Origin of the sequence: Lysobacter firmicutimachus, assembly GCF_037027445.1 — a bacterium.
GTDB lineage: Bacteria > Pseudomonadota > Gammaproteobacteria > Xanthomonadales > Xanthomonadaceae > Lysobacter > Lysobacter firmicutimachus.
The window spans coordinates 4,820,290-4,833,567 of record NZ_JBANDL010000002.1 but is presented as its reverse complement, the minus strand read 5'-3'; the positions used below and the strand labels follow the sequence as shown (position 1 = coordinate 4,833,567).

Below are 13,278 nucleotides of genomic sequence, written 5' to 3'. Positions count from 1 at the left end.
CAGGCCCGCGATCCGGCGCCGGCCTCGCGATCATGGCGTCGCGATCGTGCCTGACGCCGTGCGAACACGGCGGCGAGCGATGCCGCGTTCGCGCCGGCGCGTTTTCCAGCGCCCTTGCCCGCTGCGTGCTGCCGCGTCAGCCGGCGCCGCCATCCGGGCGTTGCCGGAATGCGCGCGGTTCGCGGCGATCCCGTTGCGGGTTCCGTGACCCGGATCGCGCGGGTTCACGAAAGTCGGGTTCGCAGCCGTTGTAGCGCCTCCATGCGCGATGGTACGGTCGTCCCGCAACGCACCATACGCAAACGTATCCATTCGTGCTGGACGGTCCTTGGGAGGGGACGATCTCATGCGCGTAATCCGGTCGTGGCTGTTGTGTCTGTTTCTGTGCGTCGTGGTTTCGCCGGTCTGGGCCGGCGGTTTCACCGGCGCTTACCAGCGCATTCCCGGCTGGGACGGCGCCGAGCTCGGCGCCTTCGTGATGGTGCCCAAGGACCAGGGCCCGGGGCCGTTCCCGCTGCTGGTGATGCCGGCCAGCTGGGCGGTGCCGAACCTCGAATACGTCGGCCGCGGCGGCCTGCTCGCCAGCCGCGGCTACGTGGTGGTCAGCTACACCTCGCGCGGGTTCTGGGATTCGCAGGGACTGATCGACATCGCCGGGCCGGGCACGGTCGAGGACGTCAGCGCGGTGATCGACTGGGCGCTGGCGCACACCCCGTCCCATCCGCAGCGGATCGGCGCCAGCGGCATTTCCTACGGCGCCGGCATCAGTCTGCTCGCCGCCGAACGCGACCCGCGGATCAAGGCGGTGGCCGCGCTGAGCGGCTGGGCCGACCTGGAGGCTTCGCTGTACGCCAATCGCACGGTGAGCAAGCAGGGCACCAGCCTGCTGGTGCTGGCCGGCGCGTTGACCGGCCGGCCGGGGCCGGAGCTGGCCGGCGCGACCGCCAAGATCGCCTTCGGCGATTACGACGGCGCAGTCGCCGATCTGCTGCCGGTGGTGCCGCAGCGCAGCCCGATCACCGACGTCGCCGCGCTCAACCGCAACGGCACCGCGGTGCTGCTCGCCAACGCCTATAACGACAGCCTGTTCACCCCGGGGCAGTACATCGACTTCTACGGCCGTTTGACCGGGCCCAAGCAGTTGCTGTTCAGTCACGGCGACCACGCCACGGTCGAGGCGCCCGGCGCGCTGGGCCTGCCGAACGATATCTACGATGCGGTCGGGCGTTGGTTCGATCGCCATTTGCAGGGGCGGGACAACGGCGTCGACCGCGAACCGCGGGTGCGGCTGAAATCGCAGGACGGCGACTGGCGCGGCTACGCCGACTGGAACGCGGTGCAGAGCGGCGCGACCGTGTTCGCGCTGACCCGGCCGAGCGGCCTGATCGCGCCGACCGGCGATCTCAGCGCGTCGCCGAGCACCGGCTGGCGCCATTCCATCCTCACCGGCCTGCCCACCGTCGCCGATTCCGGCATCGCCATGATCAGCGGCTTCCTGCAGTCGCTGCAGGTCGCGCCGCAGGCTTCGATTCCGCTGGTCGCGCGCGCCGGCGCCGCGGTCTGGGAGACGCCGACGCATTGGCTGCCGCGCCAGCTCAGCGGCATGCCGCAGTTGCGCATCACCGTGACCCCGAGCCAGTCCGAGCTCAGCCTGTTCGCCTACCTCTACAGCGTCGATCTGCTCGGCAACGGCTCGCTGCTAAGCCACAAGCCGTACTCGTTGCGCGGGGCGACGCCGGGCGTGGCCCAGACCCTGGACCTGCGCCTGGAAGCGACCAGCTGGGACATCCCGGCCGGGCGCCGGCTGGTGCTGGTGATCGACACCGAAGACCCGCGCTACGCCTCGGCCAGCCGGCTCGGCGGCAGCGTGACTTTCAGCTCGCCGGCGACGAATCCGTCGATCCTGAGCGTGCCGCTGCGCTGATTCGCTGACGCGCCCCGCAAAACGGAAACGGCGCCCTGCGGCGCCGTTTTCGTGTCTGCGCGCACCTGCCGCGCTCAGCCGCGCAGCCGCGGCATGCCGAACTCGTCGCGCTCCTCGACCACCGCCTCGTCGAACAGCTTCTGGCGCAGGTCGCGGCCGGGCAATTCGGTGGCCGTTTCGCCGCGCGCGGCGCGCAGGGCGTTGACGTAGCTCAGGCGGGCGCGGCTCTCGTCGCCGGCCTGGGCGAAGCCGTGGCCGAGTTCCTCCCAGGCTTCGGCGTTGGCGCCCTGGGCCAGGGCGCGGTGCAGATAGGCTTCGGCCTGCGGCCACTGGCCCTGGGCGCGGGCGAGCCGGGCCAGGGTCACCAGCAAGGCGGGGCTGCCCGGATGCGCGGCCAGCCAGCGCTCGGCGTGGGCGCGGCGTTCCTCCAAGCGGCCGATCGGCAGACGTCCGTACAGCGCCGCCAGCGATTCGTCCCAGCGCGCCTCCAGGGCCTGCTCCACGCTCTTGGCGGCGGCCTCTTCCCAGCGCAGCGCGGCGGCGCGCTCGGCGTAGGCGGCGACGGCGGCCGGATCGGTCTTGAGCGGCTTGGGCAGGGCCTCCCAATGATCGGCCAGCACGTTGGCGTCGGCCGCTTCGCGCAATGCGGCTTCGGCCCAGGTCGCTTCCTGCCGGTTCAATTGTTCCGGCGGCCACACCGCATGCTGGCGCAGCGCGCCGAGCAGGCCGTAGGCCTCGCCGGCGCGGCCGAGCGCGGCCAGCGCCTGCGCGCGCAAGGCCAGGCCGCGCGGCGGCAAGGGTTGCGCGGCCGGCGCGTCGAGCGCGGCGAGGGCGTCGCCGGGGCGTTGCTCGGCGAGCGCGAATTCGGCCACGGTCAGCGCGCGCGCGATCGGATGATCGACCGCGAGCGCGTCCAGATGCTGCATCTTCGCCGCCGCATCGCCGCGCGCGGCGGCGGCGCGCGCGGCGCCGACTTCGGCGATCGCGCGCACTTCCGGGCTGCGCGCGGCCAGCCCCAGCGACTTCTCGGCGCGCGTCCAATGGCCCTGGTGCAAGGCGTCCAGGCCGTCGAGCAGCCGCGCCCGCGCCTGCTTCTTGCGGTGCCTGCGCATGGCCACGAACGGCAGGCTCAGCGCCTTCCACACCAGCCACAGCGCGAGCAGGCCGCCGACCAGCATCAGCAGCGCCTTGGGCAGGTTGGTGAGGTAGCGGTTCTCGCCGTAGGTGACGACGATTTCGCCCGGGTCCTGCACCAGCAGTTGCGCGACCAGCGCACCGACCAGCGCGAGCACGATCCAGAACAGCAGATTGCGGAACAGGTTCATTGCGGCACCTCCTTATCGCGCCGGCGTTCGGGGCGGCCGTTCAACCGGCCGTACGCAGCTGGCGCAACTGCTGCAGTGTGGTGCCCAGGGTCGGAACCGAAAGTGAAAGCGGCAGCGCCGCCAGTTCGCGCAGCTGGGCCAGCTGGCGCTGCTGCGCCGGCGACGGCGGCGACAGGCGCAGCACCCAGGCTTCGGCGCGCTTGAGCGCGGCGCGATAGCCCTCGACGTCGCGGCGCTCGGCGGCGGCGCGGGCCAGGGTGATTTCCAGCTGCAGGCCGGCCAGCGCGGCGGCGCGGTCGTCGGGGTGGGTGGCGATGCTGCGGTCGCGCGGCTGCACGTCGATCAGCACCCCGAAGGCGCGCTTCCACCACGGCGCCTCCGCCGCGGCGGCCTGCGCCGGCGTCGCCGCCGGCAGGCTCAGGCCCTGCGCCAGCGCATCGAGCTTGGCCATCGCCTGCACCCGCGGCTCGATGCCCAGTTCCTTGAGCGCGGCGGACTCCTGCAGCAGGGTCTGGCGCAGGCTCAGATAGGCCGGGTCGTCGATGCCGTCGAGCACGCCGCCGGCCAGGGCGTAGGCGCGGCGCGCGCCTTCCAGGTCGCCGGCGATCAGCAGGCGTTGCTGGCCCAGGGTCAGCAGCAGTTCGGTCTCGTCCAGGCGCATCGCCTGGGCGCCGTGGCGATCGGGATCGGCGAGCTTGGACACGCTGTCTTCGATCAGCGCGGCGCGCTGGCCGATGCCGTGCAACTCGTCGCGCAGCACCCGGTTGGTGTTGTCGGCCTGGACCAGGCGGCGGTTCTGTGCCTCCTGGTTGGTGCGCATCGTGTCCAGGCGCTGGTTCAGCGCCTCCAGGCGCTGGTCGGCGTCGGCTTCGGCGGCGCGCACTTCGGCCTGCCGGTGCTGCCATTCGCGCCAGCCGAACCAACCGCCGCCGGCGGCGAGCAGCAGCACGACGATCAGCCAGAACCAGGCGGCGGAGCCGCGGCGCGGCGGGGGAGGCGCAGAAGGGGGGGACACGGTGTCGAGGGGGGAGTTCATGGCTCGGCCATGCTACCGGAAGCGGGCATCAAGACAGCCTTGACGGCATCGGCCGCCGCAACCGGTCACGGCGTCGGACGCAGTCCGTCGGCCAGCAGTTGCTCCGGCAGCGGGCCGTCGGCGACCGCGACGTCGGCGAAACCCAGCCCGCGCGCGAGTTCGGCCAGACGCGGACTGGCCGCGCTGACCCGGGCCCGGCGCAGGGCCGCGCCGGCCGCATCGGGCAATTGCGCCAGCAGTCGCTGCAGCGCTTCGCCGCTGGACAGCGCCAGCAACGCCGGCGCCTCCAGTGCACACAGACGCTGTGCCTGCGCGCGCGACGGCGCCTGCGCGACGCGCTCGTAGACGTCGGCGCGGATCACCCGTGCGCCGCGCGCGCGCAGCGCCGGTTCGATCAGGCCGCGGCCGCCGGGCGCGCTGAGCAGGGCGAAGTCTTCGCCGCGCAGGTCCTGCAGCTCCGGCAGATCCAGCAAGCCCTCGCTGTCCATGCGTCGCGGCCAGCGCACCTGGGCGATGCCGGCGGCCGCCAGCGCCGCGGCGGTGCCGGCGCCGACCGCGTACCAGCGCTGCGTCGGCGACGCTCGCCAATCCGGGCGCAGTTCGCGCAACGCGCGCGCCGCGGCCGGGCTGGTCGCCAGCGCGCGCGTCGCGGCCAGGGCGCGATCGAGTGCGGCGCGCGTGTCGGCGTCGTCGCGGGTGCGCAAGCGCCACGGCGACAAGGCGATCAATCCGCCGCCGTATTGCGCGGCGAGGCGACGCAAAGGCGCGTGCTCGCCGCTCGGACGCAGCGAGATCACGTACCATCGCGGCGGCTGACGCGGTGCGCGGCTCATGCATCCAGCTTGGCACAGCGCACCGGTCCAGGGCAGTGCGACGCCGACGCGCACGCTCGCCATCCCCCACCTTCGCTCCGGTTCCGATGACTTACGACGCCGCTCTGCAACGCCTCCACGCGCACTACCAATCGATGCCGCCGGTCGCGGCGATGCAAGTTTCCATCGCCGGTTACGACGGCCGCCGCCTGCGCCTGCACTCGCCGCTGGCGCATCACGTCAACGACAAGGGCTGCGCCTTCGGCGGCAGCCTGGCGTCGATGATGACGCTGGCCTCGTGGGGCGTGGTCTCGCTGGGCGTGGAGCAGGCCGGGCTGCGGGCCGACGTGTTCGTCGCCGACAGTCAGATCCGTTACCTGGCGCCGCTGTTCGCCGACCTCGACGTGCACGCCGAGTTGTCGGCCGAGGCCGACTGGGACAGCTTCCTGGCGACCCTGCGCGAGCGCGGCCGCGCCCGCACCTCGCTGGTCGCGCGCGCGTTGCTGCCGGAAGGCGGGATCGCGACCGAGTTCACGGCGCGCTACGTCGCCATCGCTAAGCCCTGACGCGCCCGGTAGGATGCGCATCGAACCTCATTCCTGCCGGAGCGCACAGATGCGAGCGTTGCTGAAGACCTGCTGGGCGGCCCTGGCCGTATTCGCCGTGCTGACCCTGGCCGGCTGCCAGACCACCGGTACGCAGAACAACAAGCTGACCGAAGCCCAGTACGCCTATTCGGCCGCGATCCGTTGGGGCGACTTCGAAGGCGCGGCCAACATGATCGATCCCGATCTGCGCAAGAAACTGGCGCCGACCGCGATGCAGCTGGAGCGTTACAAGCAAATCCAGATTTCCTCCTACCACGACGCCGGCACCGAAGTGGACAAGGAGAAGGGCTCGGCGGCGCGGGTGATCAACATCGGCGTGATCAATCGCCATACCCTGGCCGAGCGCAGCGTGCGCTACGTCGAGGCCTGGACCTGGGACCCCGAGAGCAAGACCTGGTGGCTGATCAGCGGCCTGCCGGATCTGTGGGAAGGCCAGTAACGACCCGGCCCTAGCGTGCGGCGCCAGGAGCCGGCGGGGCCGCCGGCGCTGGTTCCTCTCTACCTCCGTTCGGGTCGGGGCGGGGCGGGCCGATCGCCGCGCCCCGGCTTTGCGCCGCCCGCCAAGCCCCGCCCGCTGTTTACCGGCTTTTGCGCCCCGGCCCGCGCTGGGCGACAATCGCCGCCCCGTTCGGGCCCGCAAGGCCCGTTGAGCGCCGATCCGGAAAGAGTCTGCCGTGAGCTTCGATGAACTGCTGGCGTTCGCCGGCCGCCACATGTACCTGTCGTTGGGCTTCGTCGGCCTGACCCTGGCCATCCTGTACACCGAGATCGCGCGCCTGTTCCGCGGCTACAAGGCCTTGCGCCCGGCCGAGCTGACCGCGCTGATCAACCGCGACAACGCCCTGGTGATCGACCTGTCGGCCAGCAACGACTTCGAAAAGGGCCACATCGCCGGCAGCCGCTCGGTGCAGCCGAGCCAGTTCGATCCGGAAAGCAAGCTGCTCAACGGCGCCAAGGCGCTGCCGGTGGTCGCCGTGTGCCGCACCGGCCAGGCCTCGGCCGATGCCGCCAAGCGGCTCAAGAAGGCCGGTTTCGAGCAGGTCTACTGGCTCGACGGCGGCATCCAGGCCTGGATGCAGGCCGAACTGCCGCTGGTCAAGGGCCGCGCCTGAGCTGTCGCACCGCCGCCATCGGCACCGGCTAGACTGAGGCCGGCACCGTCCCGTGACGCGGGTCGCGCGGGCCCTTGATTGGCCCGGATTCGCCTCAATCCACTGACTCGGGCCGTCGCGAGGCGGTTTGGCCCGCTCCCCGCGAGCGGGCATAATCGAGCTCTTTTCCGAAACCTTCTTTTCCGAAACTCATTCCGCTGGGGGAATCACCCGATGTCCGAAGAAAACGTCAACGGCGCTGCCGCGCAGGCCGAAGAAGCCGCAACCGGCCCCGCGTTCACCGTCGAAAAGATCTACGTCAAGGACGTCTCCTTCGAGGTCCCCGGCGCGCCGGCCGTGTTCGCCGAAGCCGCCCAGCCGCAGCTGCAGCTGAATCTGTCGCAGAACGTGCAGCGCGTGGGCGAGAACGCGTTCGAAGTCGTGCTCGGCATCACCCTGACCTGCGCCGCCAACGACAAGCCGATGTACCTGGCCGAAGTGAAGCAGGCCGGCGTGTTCGGCTTGATCGGCTTCGACGGCCCGACCCTGGACGCGATGCTCGGCACCCACTGCCCGAACGTGCTGTACCCGTACGCACGCCAGCTGATCAGCGATCTGATCCAGGCCGGCGGCTTCCCGCCGTTCTTCCTGCAGCCGATCAATTTCGACGCCCTGTACGCCGAAGGCCTGCGCCAGCGCGCGTCCCAGGCCGATGGCGGTCTGGCCGACGCGGAAACCGCGGGCAACGCCTGATCCCCGCGCCCGGACCCGTTCGCGCATGACGCACGATACGTCCGACACGGCGCCGAAACCGCGCATAGCGGTGCTCGGCGCCGGTTCCTGGGGCACCGCCCTGGCCGCGCTGATCGCCCGGCACGGTCATCCGACCGTGCTGTGGGGACGCGATGCCGAGGTCGCCGCGGCCATCGATAGCCGCCACGAGAACCCGCGCTACCTGCCCGGCATCGCCTTGCCGGCGAGCCTGCGTGCGACCACCGATCTGGCGCAGTCGCTGCGCGAGGCCGATCTGGTGCTGGTGGTGACGCCTTCGCACGCTTTCGCCGAAACCCTGCGCGCCCTGGCCCCGCACCGGCCCGCGCATGCCGGCGTGGCCTGGGCGACCAAGGGCTTCGAGCCCGGCAGCGGCCGCTTCCTGCACGAAGTCGCCGAAGAGGTGCTCGGCCCCGGCGTGCCGTTGGCCGTCGTCACCGGCCCCTCGTTCGCCAAGGAAGTCGCGCAAGGCCTGCCGACTGCGCTGACCGTGCATTCCGACGACGCCGATTTCGCCCAGGCGGTGGCCGACGCCCTGCATGGGCCGGCGTTCCGCGCCTACACCGGCGACGACATGCTCGGCGCCGAACTCGGCGGAGCGATGAAGAATGTGCTCGCAGTCGCCACCGGCGTCGCCGACGGCATGCAGCTCGGCCTCAACGCGCGTGCCGGCCTGATCACCCGCGGCCTCAACGAGATGCTGCGGCTCAACCAGGCCATCGGCGGCCAACCCGAGACCCTGATGGGCCTGGCCGGCCTCGGCGACCTGGTGCTGACCTGCACCGGCGATCTGTCGCGCAATCGCCGTCTCGGCCTGGCCCTGGGCCGCGGCCAGTCCATCGAAGACGCGGTGCGCGAAATCGGCCAGGTGGTCGAGTCGGTGCAGACCGCCGACGAAGTCATGCGCCAGGCCGAACGCCACGGCATCGAGCTGCCGATCTCCAGCGCAGTTCGCGAAGTGCTGCACGGCCGCATCACCCCCGCCGACGGCCTGCGCAAGCTGCTCTCGCGCGAGCAGAAGCCCGAATACCCGACCGACCTGTTCGGTTGATCCCCGGCCCGTCGCCGCATCGTCCCGCACGCGTCAGCGCGCGGCGGCCGGTGCGGTCGGGCCGCGCCCATGCCCCAAGGAAGGACGATATGCGAATTCTCCGCGCAATTCCGTTGCTGCTTTGTTTCGCGCTGGCGCCGTCGGCGTTCGCCGCCGACGCGCCCTGCGGCACCTACGACAGCGGCGAGGAGTACGACGGCACCTTGAGCTTCGACGGCGAGCGCGCGATCGCCCACGACCGCGAAGGCTTCGTTTCGCCCCAGGGCCCGTACCGTTACCGCATCGACGGCGACCGGGTCCGCGTGCGCAACGCCGACAGCACCCTCAGCACCGAATACAAGCTGCTGCCGGACGGCGACCTGGAGCGCCAGCCCAGCCTGTTCGAGCCGCAGCCCAAGCGCCTGAAGCGGGTCAAGGCGGCGACCTGCGCCGCGCACCGCAACGACGGGGTCGCCTACGCGGCCGGCCAGGACAACGACAGCGCCGCCGATTGCGCCGCCGGCGACGTCCAGTCCTGCGTCGACGTGCTCAGCTACGACCCCGAGGGCAAGCAACCCGATCGCCTGCGCAAGCTCGAGCGCCATTGCCGCGAGGACCGCAGCCCCTACGCCTGCGAGGTCTGGGCCAAGGCGCTGACCCCGAGCGAGGCGGACGCGCCGCTGGTGATGTTCCGTACCGATGCGCTGAGCCCGGCTTCGATCGCGGCCTTGCGCATCGCCTGCGACGACATCGGCAGCGGCGGGGCCTGCGAATCGCTGGCCGAGCAGGAATGGATCGCCGGGCGCTACGCATCGACGCGTGCGATCTCGCAGTCCACCTGCGACCGCCGGCTGAGCAAGAACGCCTGCGACCGCGCCGCGCGCTGGACCGGCACCGCGCTGCGCGACGCGCCGCCGCGGCAGTCGCCGCGCCAGCCCTGCGGCTGGTATGTGTCCGACGACGGGTCGCTGTTCGGCGGTCTCCGCTTCGACGACGGCAACGCGGCGCTGTCGGAAGACGACGCGGCGACCATGCCCTACCGCCTGCGCGAGGACGAGGTGCTGGTGCGCCACGACAAGGGCGACGATTTCGTGCTGCGCTGGATCGACGCCGACACCCTGGTCGGCCAGGACGACTGGACCCGCTACCACGTCTACCGGCGCGCGCGCGCCGGCCAGTGCGCGCCGATCGCGCTGCCGCAACCGGGCTCCAAGCTCAGGGAAACGGCGTACAAGGTCGACCAATGCGCGCTGACCGAACCCGGCGGCGCCGAAGCCTGCTGCGCGCGCGGCTCGATGTCGGCCTGCATGGGCATCGGCCACGTCGCCGCGCTGGGCGGCGACTGGAAGGGCGCGGCGGCGGCCTACGACAAGGTCTGCGCGATGCACGTGCGCGAGGGCTGCGGTAACGTCGTCTCGGCCTATCTCAACGCCGGCGACGACGCGCTGCTGGCCGGCATCCGCAAGGTATGCGCCGAGCATTCCGATTCGGTGGCCTGCGAGGAACTGCGCATGGCCACGCCCGAGCGCGCCACGGAAAAGCAGCTCGAACGCGAGCTCGGCGAGGCCCTGCAGCAGGCACTGCAAGGCGTTGGCGAAAAAACCGAAGCCGATCAGGACTGAGCTGCGCCGGTTTCCCGTGGCGTCGCGGCGTCCCACCGGGATTTCAAGGGGATTTCCTGCGCTCATACGCCGCGACCGCCTTGCGACGACGGCTGCGCGGCCGAGGTAGCGCGAAAGATGTAGCGCAAAAAAAGAGCCCGGCCTTGCGGCCGGGCTCATCGCGACGTTTCGGGGGAGAGAGAGAAAGAATCGCGATTGTTGCCGGGTGCTTCCCGGTAGCGCTTTCTTTAGAAGCTGAAGCGCGGGCCGATGAAGAACTCTTTCTGGCCGCCATCGATGAACTTGGCGTCGGCGGTGATGCCCCAGCTCTGGTTGAACTTCACCTGGGTGCCGATGCGGCCGTAGAACTTGCCGTCGTAGTGCTTGTCGTAGTCCTGGTAACCGGCGAAGGCATAGCCTTCCCAGTTCGGGGTCAGGGTGCCGCGCACGCCGGCTTCGACGCTGCCGCCCTTGAGCTTCCGGTCCCAGCGCAATTCGTGCTTGTCCTGCTGGTAAGCGACGCGGGTAACCAGGTCGACGCGCTTGGTCAGTTCGTGGTTGTAGCCCACGCCGACGTTCCACTGGTCGACGTCGTAGCCGGGAACGCGCAGACCGAAGAAATTCTGCGAGTCGGTTTCCTGCTTGCTGTAACCGCCGAACACATGGAAGTTCGGGTGGAAGGCGTAGGAGCCGTTGATCGCCCAGCCGTCGGCATCGGCGTAGCTGTTCTTGGCGTCGGTCTTGGCGTAGCCGGCCTCGACGTAGTTGTAGGACACGCCCTCGGCCGCATTGGCGGCGGCGAACGGCAGGGCGGCGGCGAGGGTGAGGGCAAGCAATGCACGCTTCATAAGGTCTGAGCCTCTTATTGGTTTTATTCCGGATCGCGCGCTTCGGAGTGAGGCGTCCTTGCGATTCGGTGTGCGCAGTATCGTCGGCGCATTGCAATCGAACCTGAATTTCCAGGGGTTTTTATTAGGAACTTAACGTTCTGCGCATGGTCCTTGGCGCGCTGCGGTAGGTCATAAGTCCTGTCGATCTAGGCCATAAGTCCGAGATCGACGTGCGCGTATCGTCCGCCGTCCGCGTTTGTCTGGCTGGCGGCTGAATATTTCCGTCGAACCGGTGCGCACGCAGCAGATTCGGCAAAGATCGCTGCGGGCCGATGCGGCCCGAATCGATTCAGCCAGCAGCAGGATTCGGATAGCGCGCCCGGCGCGAAAACGGATCATGGGGTGACGAAAGTCATGCAGGAGCCGCGAACGTGCGCCGTACTTCATCGTTGCCCCTGTTCGGTACGCAGATCGAGGCCGATCCCGGCACCGCCGCAGTCGACGCAGCGGGCTACGCCGCGCGCGTCGCCACGCAGGATTGGATGCGCATCGGCGCGGAGCTGGACGAGCGCGGCAATGCGGTGCTGCCGGGCCTGCTCGCGCCGCAGGAGTGCGCGGCGTTGGCCGAGGCCTACGACGACGATGTGCGCTATCGCAGCCGGGTGACGATGGCTCGGCACGGCTTCGGCCGCGGCGAGTATCGCTACTACCGCTATCCCCTGCCGGCGCCGGTGCAGGCGTTGCGCAGCGCCCTGTATCCGCCGTTGTCGCAGGTCGCCGCGCGCTGGAACCGAGCGCTGGGCGACGCTGCGAGCTATCCGCCGACGCTGCGCGATTACCTGCGGCGTTGCCACGAGGCCGGGCAGCGGTGTCCGACGCCTTTGCTGCTGCGCTATGGCGAAGGCGACTACAACTGCCTGCACCAAGACGTGTACGGCGAGCACCTGTTCCCGCTGCAGGTGGCGATCCTGCTGTCCGAACCCGGGCGCGATTTCGACGGCGGCGAATTCGTCCTGACCGAGCAGCGGCCGCGGATGCAGTCGCGGGTCGAGGTGGTGCCGCTGCGCCAGGGCGATGCGGTCGCGTTCGCGGTGCGGCAACGCCCGCAGTCCGGCGCGTGCGGCCACTATCGGGTCGCGCTCAAGCACGGCGTCAGCCGCGTGCGCGCCGGTCGCCGCCACACCCTGGGCCTGATCTTCCACGACGCGCTGTAGGCCGCCGGCGTCGACCGGCGTTGCAGAAACGAACGCTGCCGCGGTGACCGCGCCGGCGGTCGCGCCGCGTTGGCTGGAATGTCGCGGCAGGGCGCCGCGGCGCGCGAACGCAGCGTCCGGGGCGAGACGGGCGGCGGGACGTGCGCGCGCAGGGATGCCGCCGCCAGGGAGTGTGTTTCATGGCCTTGCAGGATCAGTCTTATGTGCAGCGCGAGCTCGAGTTTCCGGGCGCGCTGAGTCAGGGCGCGAGCGGCGCGGCGACCAAGCGGGTCCAGGAATGGCTGGGCTATCACGGCAACGGCACGCCGGTGGACGGCAAGTTCGGACCGGCCACCGGGCGCGCGCTGGCCGAGTTCGCCCGGCGCAAACAGCTGGGTTTCTCCGGCGTGCTCGACGAGGCCCTGTGGGAGGCCTTGATCGAGCCGCTGGCGCGCATCGTCGCCTTGCCCGCGGTCGCGCCGTCCAAGCCGTACGCCCAGGCGGTGCGCTGGTTCGCCGAGCAACACCTGGCCGCGCATCCGATCGAATTGGGCGGCGCCAATCGCGGCCCCTGGGTGCGGCTGTACATGAAGGGCAGCCAGGGCGACGCCATGCTCTGGTGCGCAGGCTTCGTCAGCTTCGTCCTGCGCCAGGCCGCCGAAGCCCTCGGCGGCGCGCCGCCGATCGCCGGCAGCTTCGGCTGCGACGAGTTGGCGGCTCAGGCCAAACAGGTCGGCCGCTTCGTCGCCGGGCGCAGCGTCACCGGCGGCCGCGACATCGCCGCGCCGGGCGGCTGCGGCATCTTCCTGGTGCGCAAGACCGCCAGCGACTGGATCCACACCGGTTTCGCCTTCGACGGCGACCGCGACAGCTTCCTCAGCATCGAAGGCAACACCGACCGCAAGGGCTCGTCGAACGGTTTCGAGGTCGCGCGGCGGTCGCGCCGCACCTCGGCCAACGATTTCATCCGCCTGCACTAAGGCTTGCGCCTCGCCTCCGGCCGCGCGTCGGCGGCGAGGCCCGCTACCCACGTCGCAATTCCGGACCGAATCGACCC

General features: G+C 70.7%; 13 protein-coding genes. 9 read left to right on the top strand and 4 right to left on the bottom strand.

Annotated features, from left to right (window positions below):
- The first annotated feature begins 346 nt into the window (after positions 1-346).
- Positions 347-1,924 carry a CocE/NonD family hydrolase gene (locus V2J18_RS20880; protein ID WP_336132775.1) on the top strand — a complete coding sequence of 526 codons (1,578 nt, stop codon included), beginning with the start codon at positions 347-349 and terminating at the stop codon, positions 1,922-1,924.
- Between the two features lie 74 nt (positions 1,925-1,998).
- On the opposite strand, the gene V2J18_RS20875 is transcribed toward V2J18_RS20880, so the two are convergent.
- The 3 genes from V2J18_RS20875 to V2J18_RS20865 all read right to left on the bottom strand — a co-directional run bounded on the left by V2J18_RS20875 (position 1,999) and on the right by V2J18_RS20865 (position 5,118).
- Entirely contained in the window at positions 1,999-3,249 is a 1,251-nt protein-coding gene (locus V2J18_RS20875; protein ID WP_336132773.1) for a heme biosynthesis HemY N-terminal domain-containing protein, read from the bottom strand.
- A gap of 40 nt (positions 3,250-3,289) precedes the next feature.
- Positions 3,290-4,285, bottom strand: a complete 996-nt coding sequence (locus tag V2J18_RS20870) for a uroporphyrinogen-III C-methyltransferase (RefSeq protein ID WP_336132771.1) — start codon at positions 4,283-4,285, stop codon at positions 3,290-3,292.
- 65 nt (positions 4,286-4,350) lie between these two features.
- Entirely contained in the window at positions 4,351-5,118 is a 768-nt protein-coding gene (locus V2J18_RS20865; protein ID WP_064749116.1) for a uroporphyrinogen-III synthase, read from the bottom strand.
- Positions 5,119-5,204: 86 nt separating this feature from the next.
- On the opposite strand from V2J18_RS20865, the gene V2J18_RS20860 reads away from it, so the two are divergent.
- From V2J18_RS20860 to V2J18_RS20835, 6 genes are all read left to right on the top strand, one after another.
- Positions 5,205-5,663 carry a YiiD C-terminal domain-containing protein gene (locus V2J18_RS20860; protein WP_064749094.1) on the top strand — a complete coding sequence of 153 codons (459 nt, stop codon included), beginning with the start codon at positions 5,205-5,207 and terminating at the stop codon, positions 5,661-5,663.
- 49 nt (positions 5,664-5,712) lie between these two features.
- Positions 5,713-6,144 (top strand): hypothetical protein, encoded by a 432-nt coding sequence (locus tag V2J18_RS20855; protein WP_064749093.1) that lies wholly within the window; start codon positions 5,713-5,715, stop codon positions 6,142-6,144.
- Between the two features lie 235 nt (positions 6,145-6,379).
- Positions 6,380-6,817, top strand: a complete 438-nt coding sequence (locus tag V2J18_RS20850; RefSeq protein ID WP_064749091.1) for a rhodanese-like domain-containing protein — start codon at positions 6,380-6,382, stop codon at positions 6,815-6,817.
- Positions 6,818-7,030: 213 nt separating this feature from the next.
- A complete protein-coding gene (gene secB, locus V2J18_RS20845) occupies positions 7,031-7,549 on the top strand; it encodes a protein-export chaperone SecB (RefSeq protein ID WP_064749090.1) in 519 nt (172 codons plus the stop codon).
- A gap of 25 nt (positions 7,550-7,574) precedes the next feature.
- On the top strand, positions 7,575-8,618 hold the full coding sequence (locus V2J18_RS20840) for an NAD(P)H-dependent glycerol-3-phosphate dehydrogenase (RefSeq protein WP_064749088.1): 1,044 nt from the start codon (positions 7,575-7,577) through the stop codon (positions 8,616-8,618).
- A gap of 89 nt (positions 8,619-8,707) precedes the next feature.
- Positions 8,708-10,219, top strand: coding sequence for a hypothetical protein (locus V2J18_RS20835; protein ID WP_336132769.1), 1,512 nt, complete (start codon positions 8,708-8,710; stop codon positions 10,217-10,219).
- Positions 10,220-10,446: 227 nt separating this feature from the next.
- On the opposite strand, the gene V2J18_RS20830 is transcribed toward V2J18_RS20835, so the two are convergent.
- Positions 10,447-11,046, bottom strand: a complete 600-nt coding sequence (locus V2J18_RS20830; RefSeq protein ID WP_064749084.1) for a porin — start codon at positions 11,044-11,046, stop codon at positions 10,447-10,449.
- Between the two features lie 413 nt (positions 11,047-11,459).
- Here V2J18_RS20830 and V2J18_RS20825 point away from each other — a divergent pair, with 413 nt between their 5' ends.
- Positions 11,460-12,242 carry a 2OG-Fe(II) oxygenase gene (locus V2J18_RS20825; RefSeq protein ID WP_261370161.1) on the top strand — a complete coding sequence of 261 codons (783 nt, stop codon included), beginning with the start codon at positions 11,460-11,462 and terminating at the stop codon, positions 12,240-12,242.
- A 179-nt stretch (positions 12,243-12,421) separates the two neighbouring features.
- Positions 12,422-13,201 (top strand): peptidoglycan-binding domain-containing protein, encoded by a 780-nt coding sequence (locus V2J18_RS20820; RefSeq protein WP_064749082.1) that lies wholly within the window; start codon positions 12,422-12,424, stop codon positions 13,199-13,201.
- Positions 13,202-13,278 lie beyond the last annotated feature (77 nt).

Coding starts and splice junctions, on each gene's coding strand:
- V2J18_RS20880 (WP_336132775.1), top strand. CDS start 347: ATGCGCGTAATCCGGTCGTGGCTGTTGTGTCTGTTTCTGTGCGTCGTG.
- V2J18_RS20875 (WP_336132773.1), bottom strand. CDS start 3,249: ATGAACCTGTTCCGCAATCTGCTGTTCTGGATCGTGCTCGCGCTGGTC.
- V2J18_RS20870 (WP_336132771.1), bottom strand. CDS start 4,285: ATGAACTCCCCCCTCGACACCGTGTCCCCCCCTTCTGCGCCTCCCCCG.
- V2J18_RS20865 (WP_064749116.1), bottom strand. CDS start 5,118: ATGAGCCGCGCACCGCGTCAGCCGCCGCGATGGTACGTGATCTCGCTG.
- V2J18_RS20860 (WP_064749094.1), top strand. CDS start 5,205: ATGACTTACGACGCCGCTCTGCAACGCCTCCACGCGCACTACCAATCG.
- V2J18_RS20855 (WP_064749093.1), top strand. CDS start 5,713: ATGCGAGCGTTGCTGAAGACCTGCTGGGCGGCCCTGGCCGTATTCGCC.
- secB (WP_064749090.1), top strand. CDS start 7,031: ATGTCCGAAGAAAACGTCAACGGCGCTGCCGCGCAGGCCGAAGAAGCC.
- V2J18_RS20840 (WP_064749088.1), top strand. CDS start 7,575: ATGACGCACGATACGTCCGACACGGCGCCGAAACCGCGCATAGCGGTG.
- V2J18_RS20835 (WP_336132769.1), top strand. CDS start 8,708: ATGCGAATTCTCCGCGCAATTCCGTTGCTGCTTTGTTTCGCGCTGGCG.
- V2J18_RS20830 (WP_064749084.1), bottom strand. CDS start 11,046: ATGAAGCGTGCATTGCTTGCCCTCACCCTCGCCGCCGCCCTGCCGTTC.
- V2J18_RS20820 (WP_064749082.1), top strand. CDS start 12,422: ATGGCCTTGCAGGATCAGTCTTATGTGCAGCGCGAGCTCGAGTTTCCG.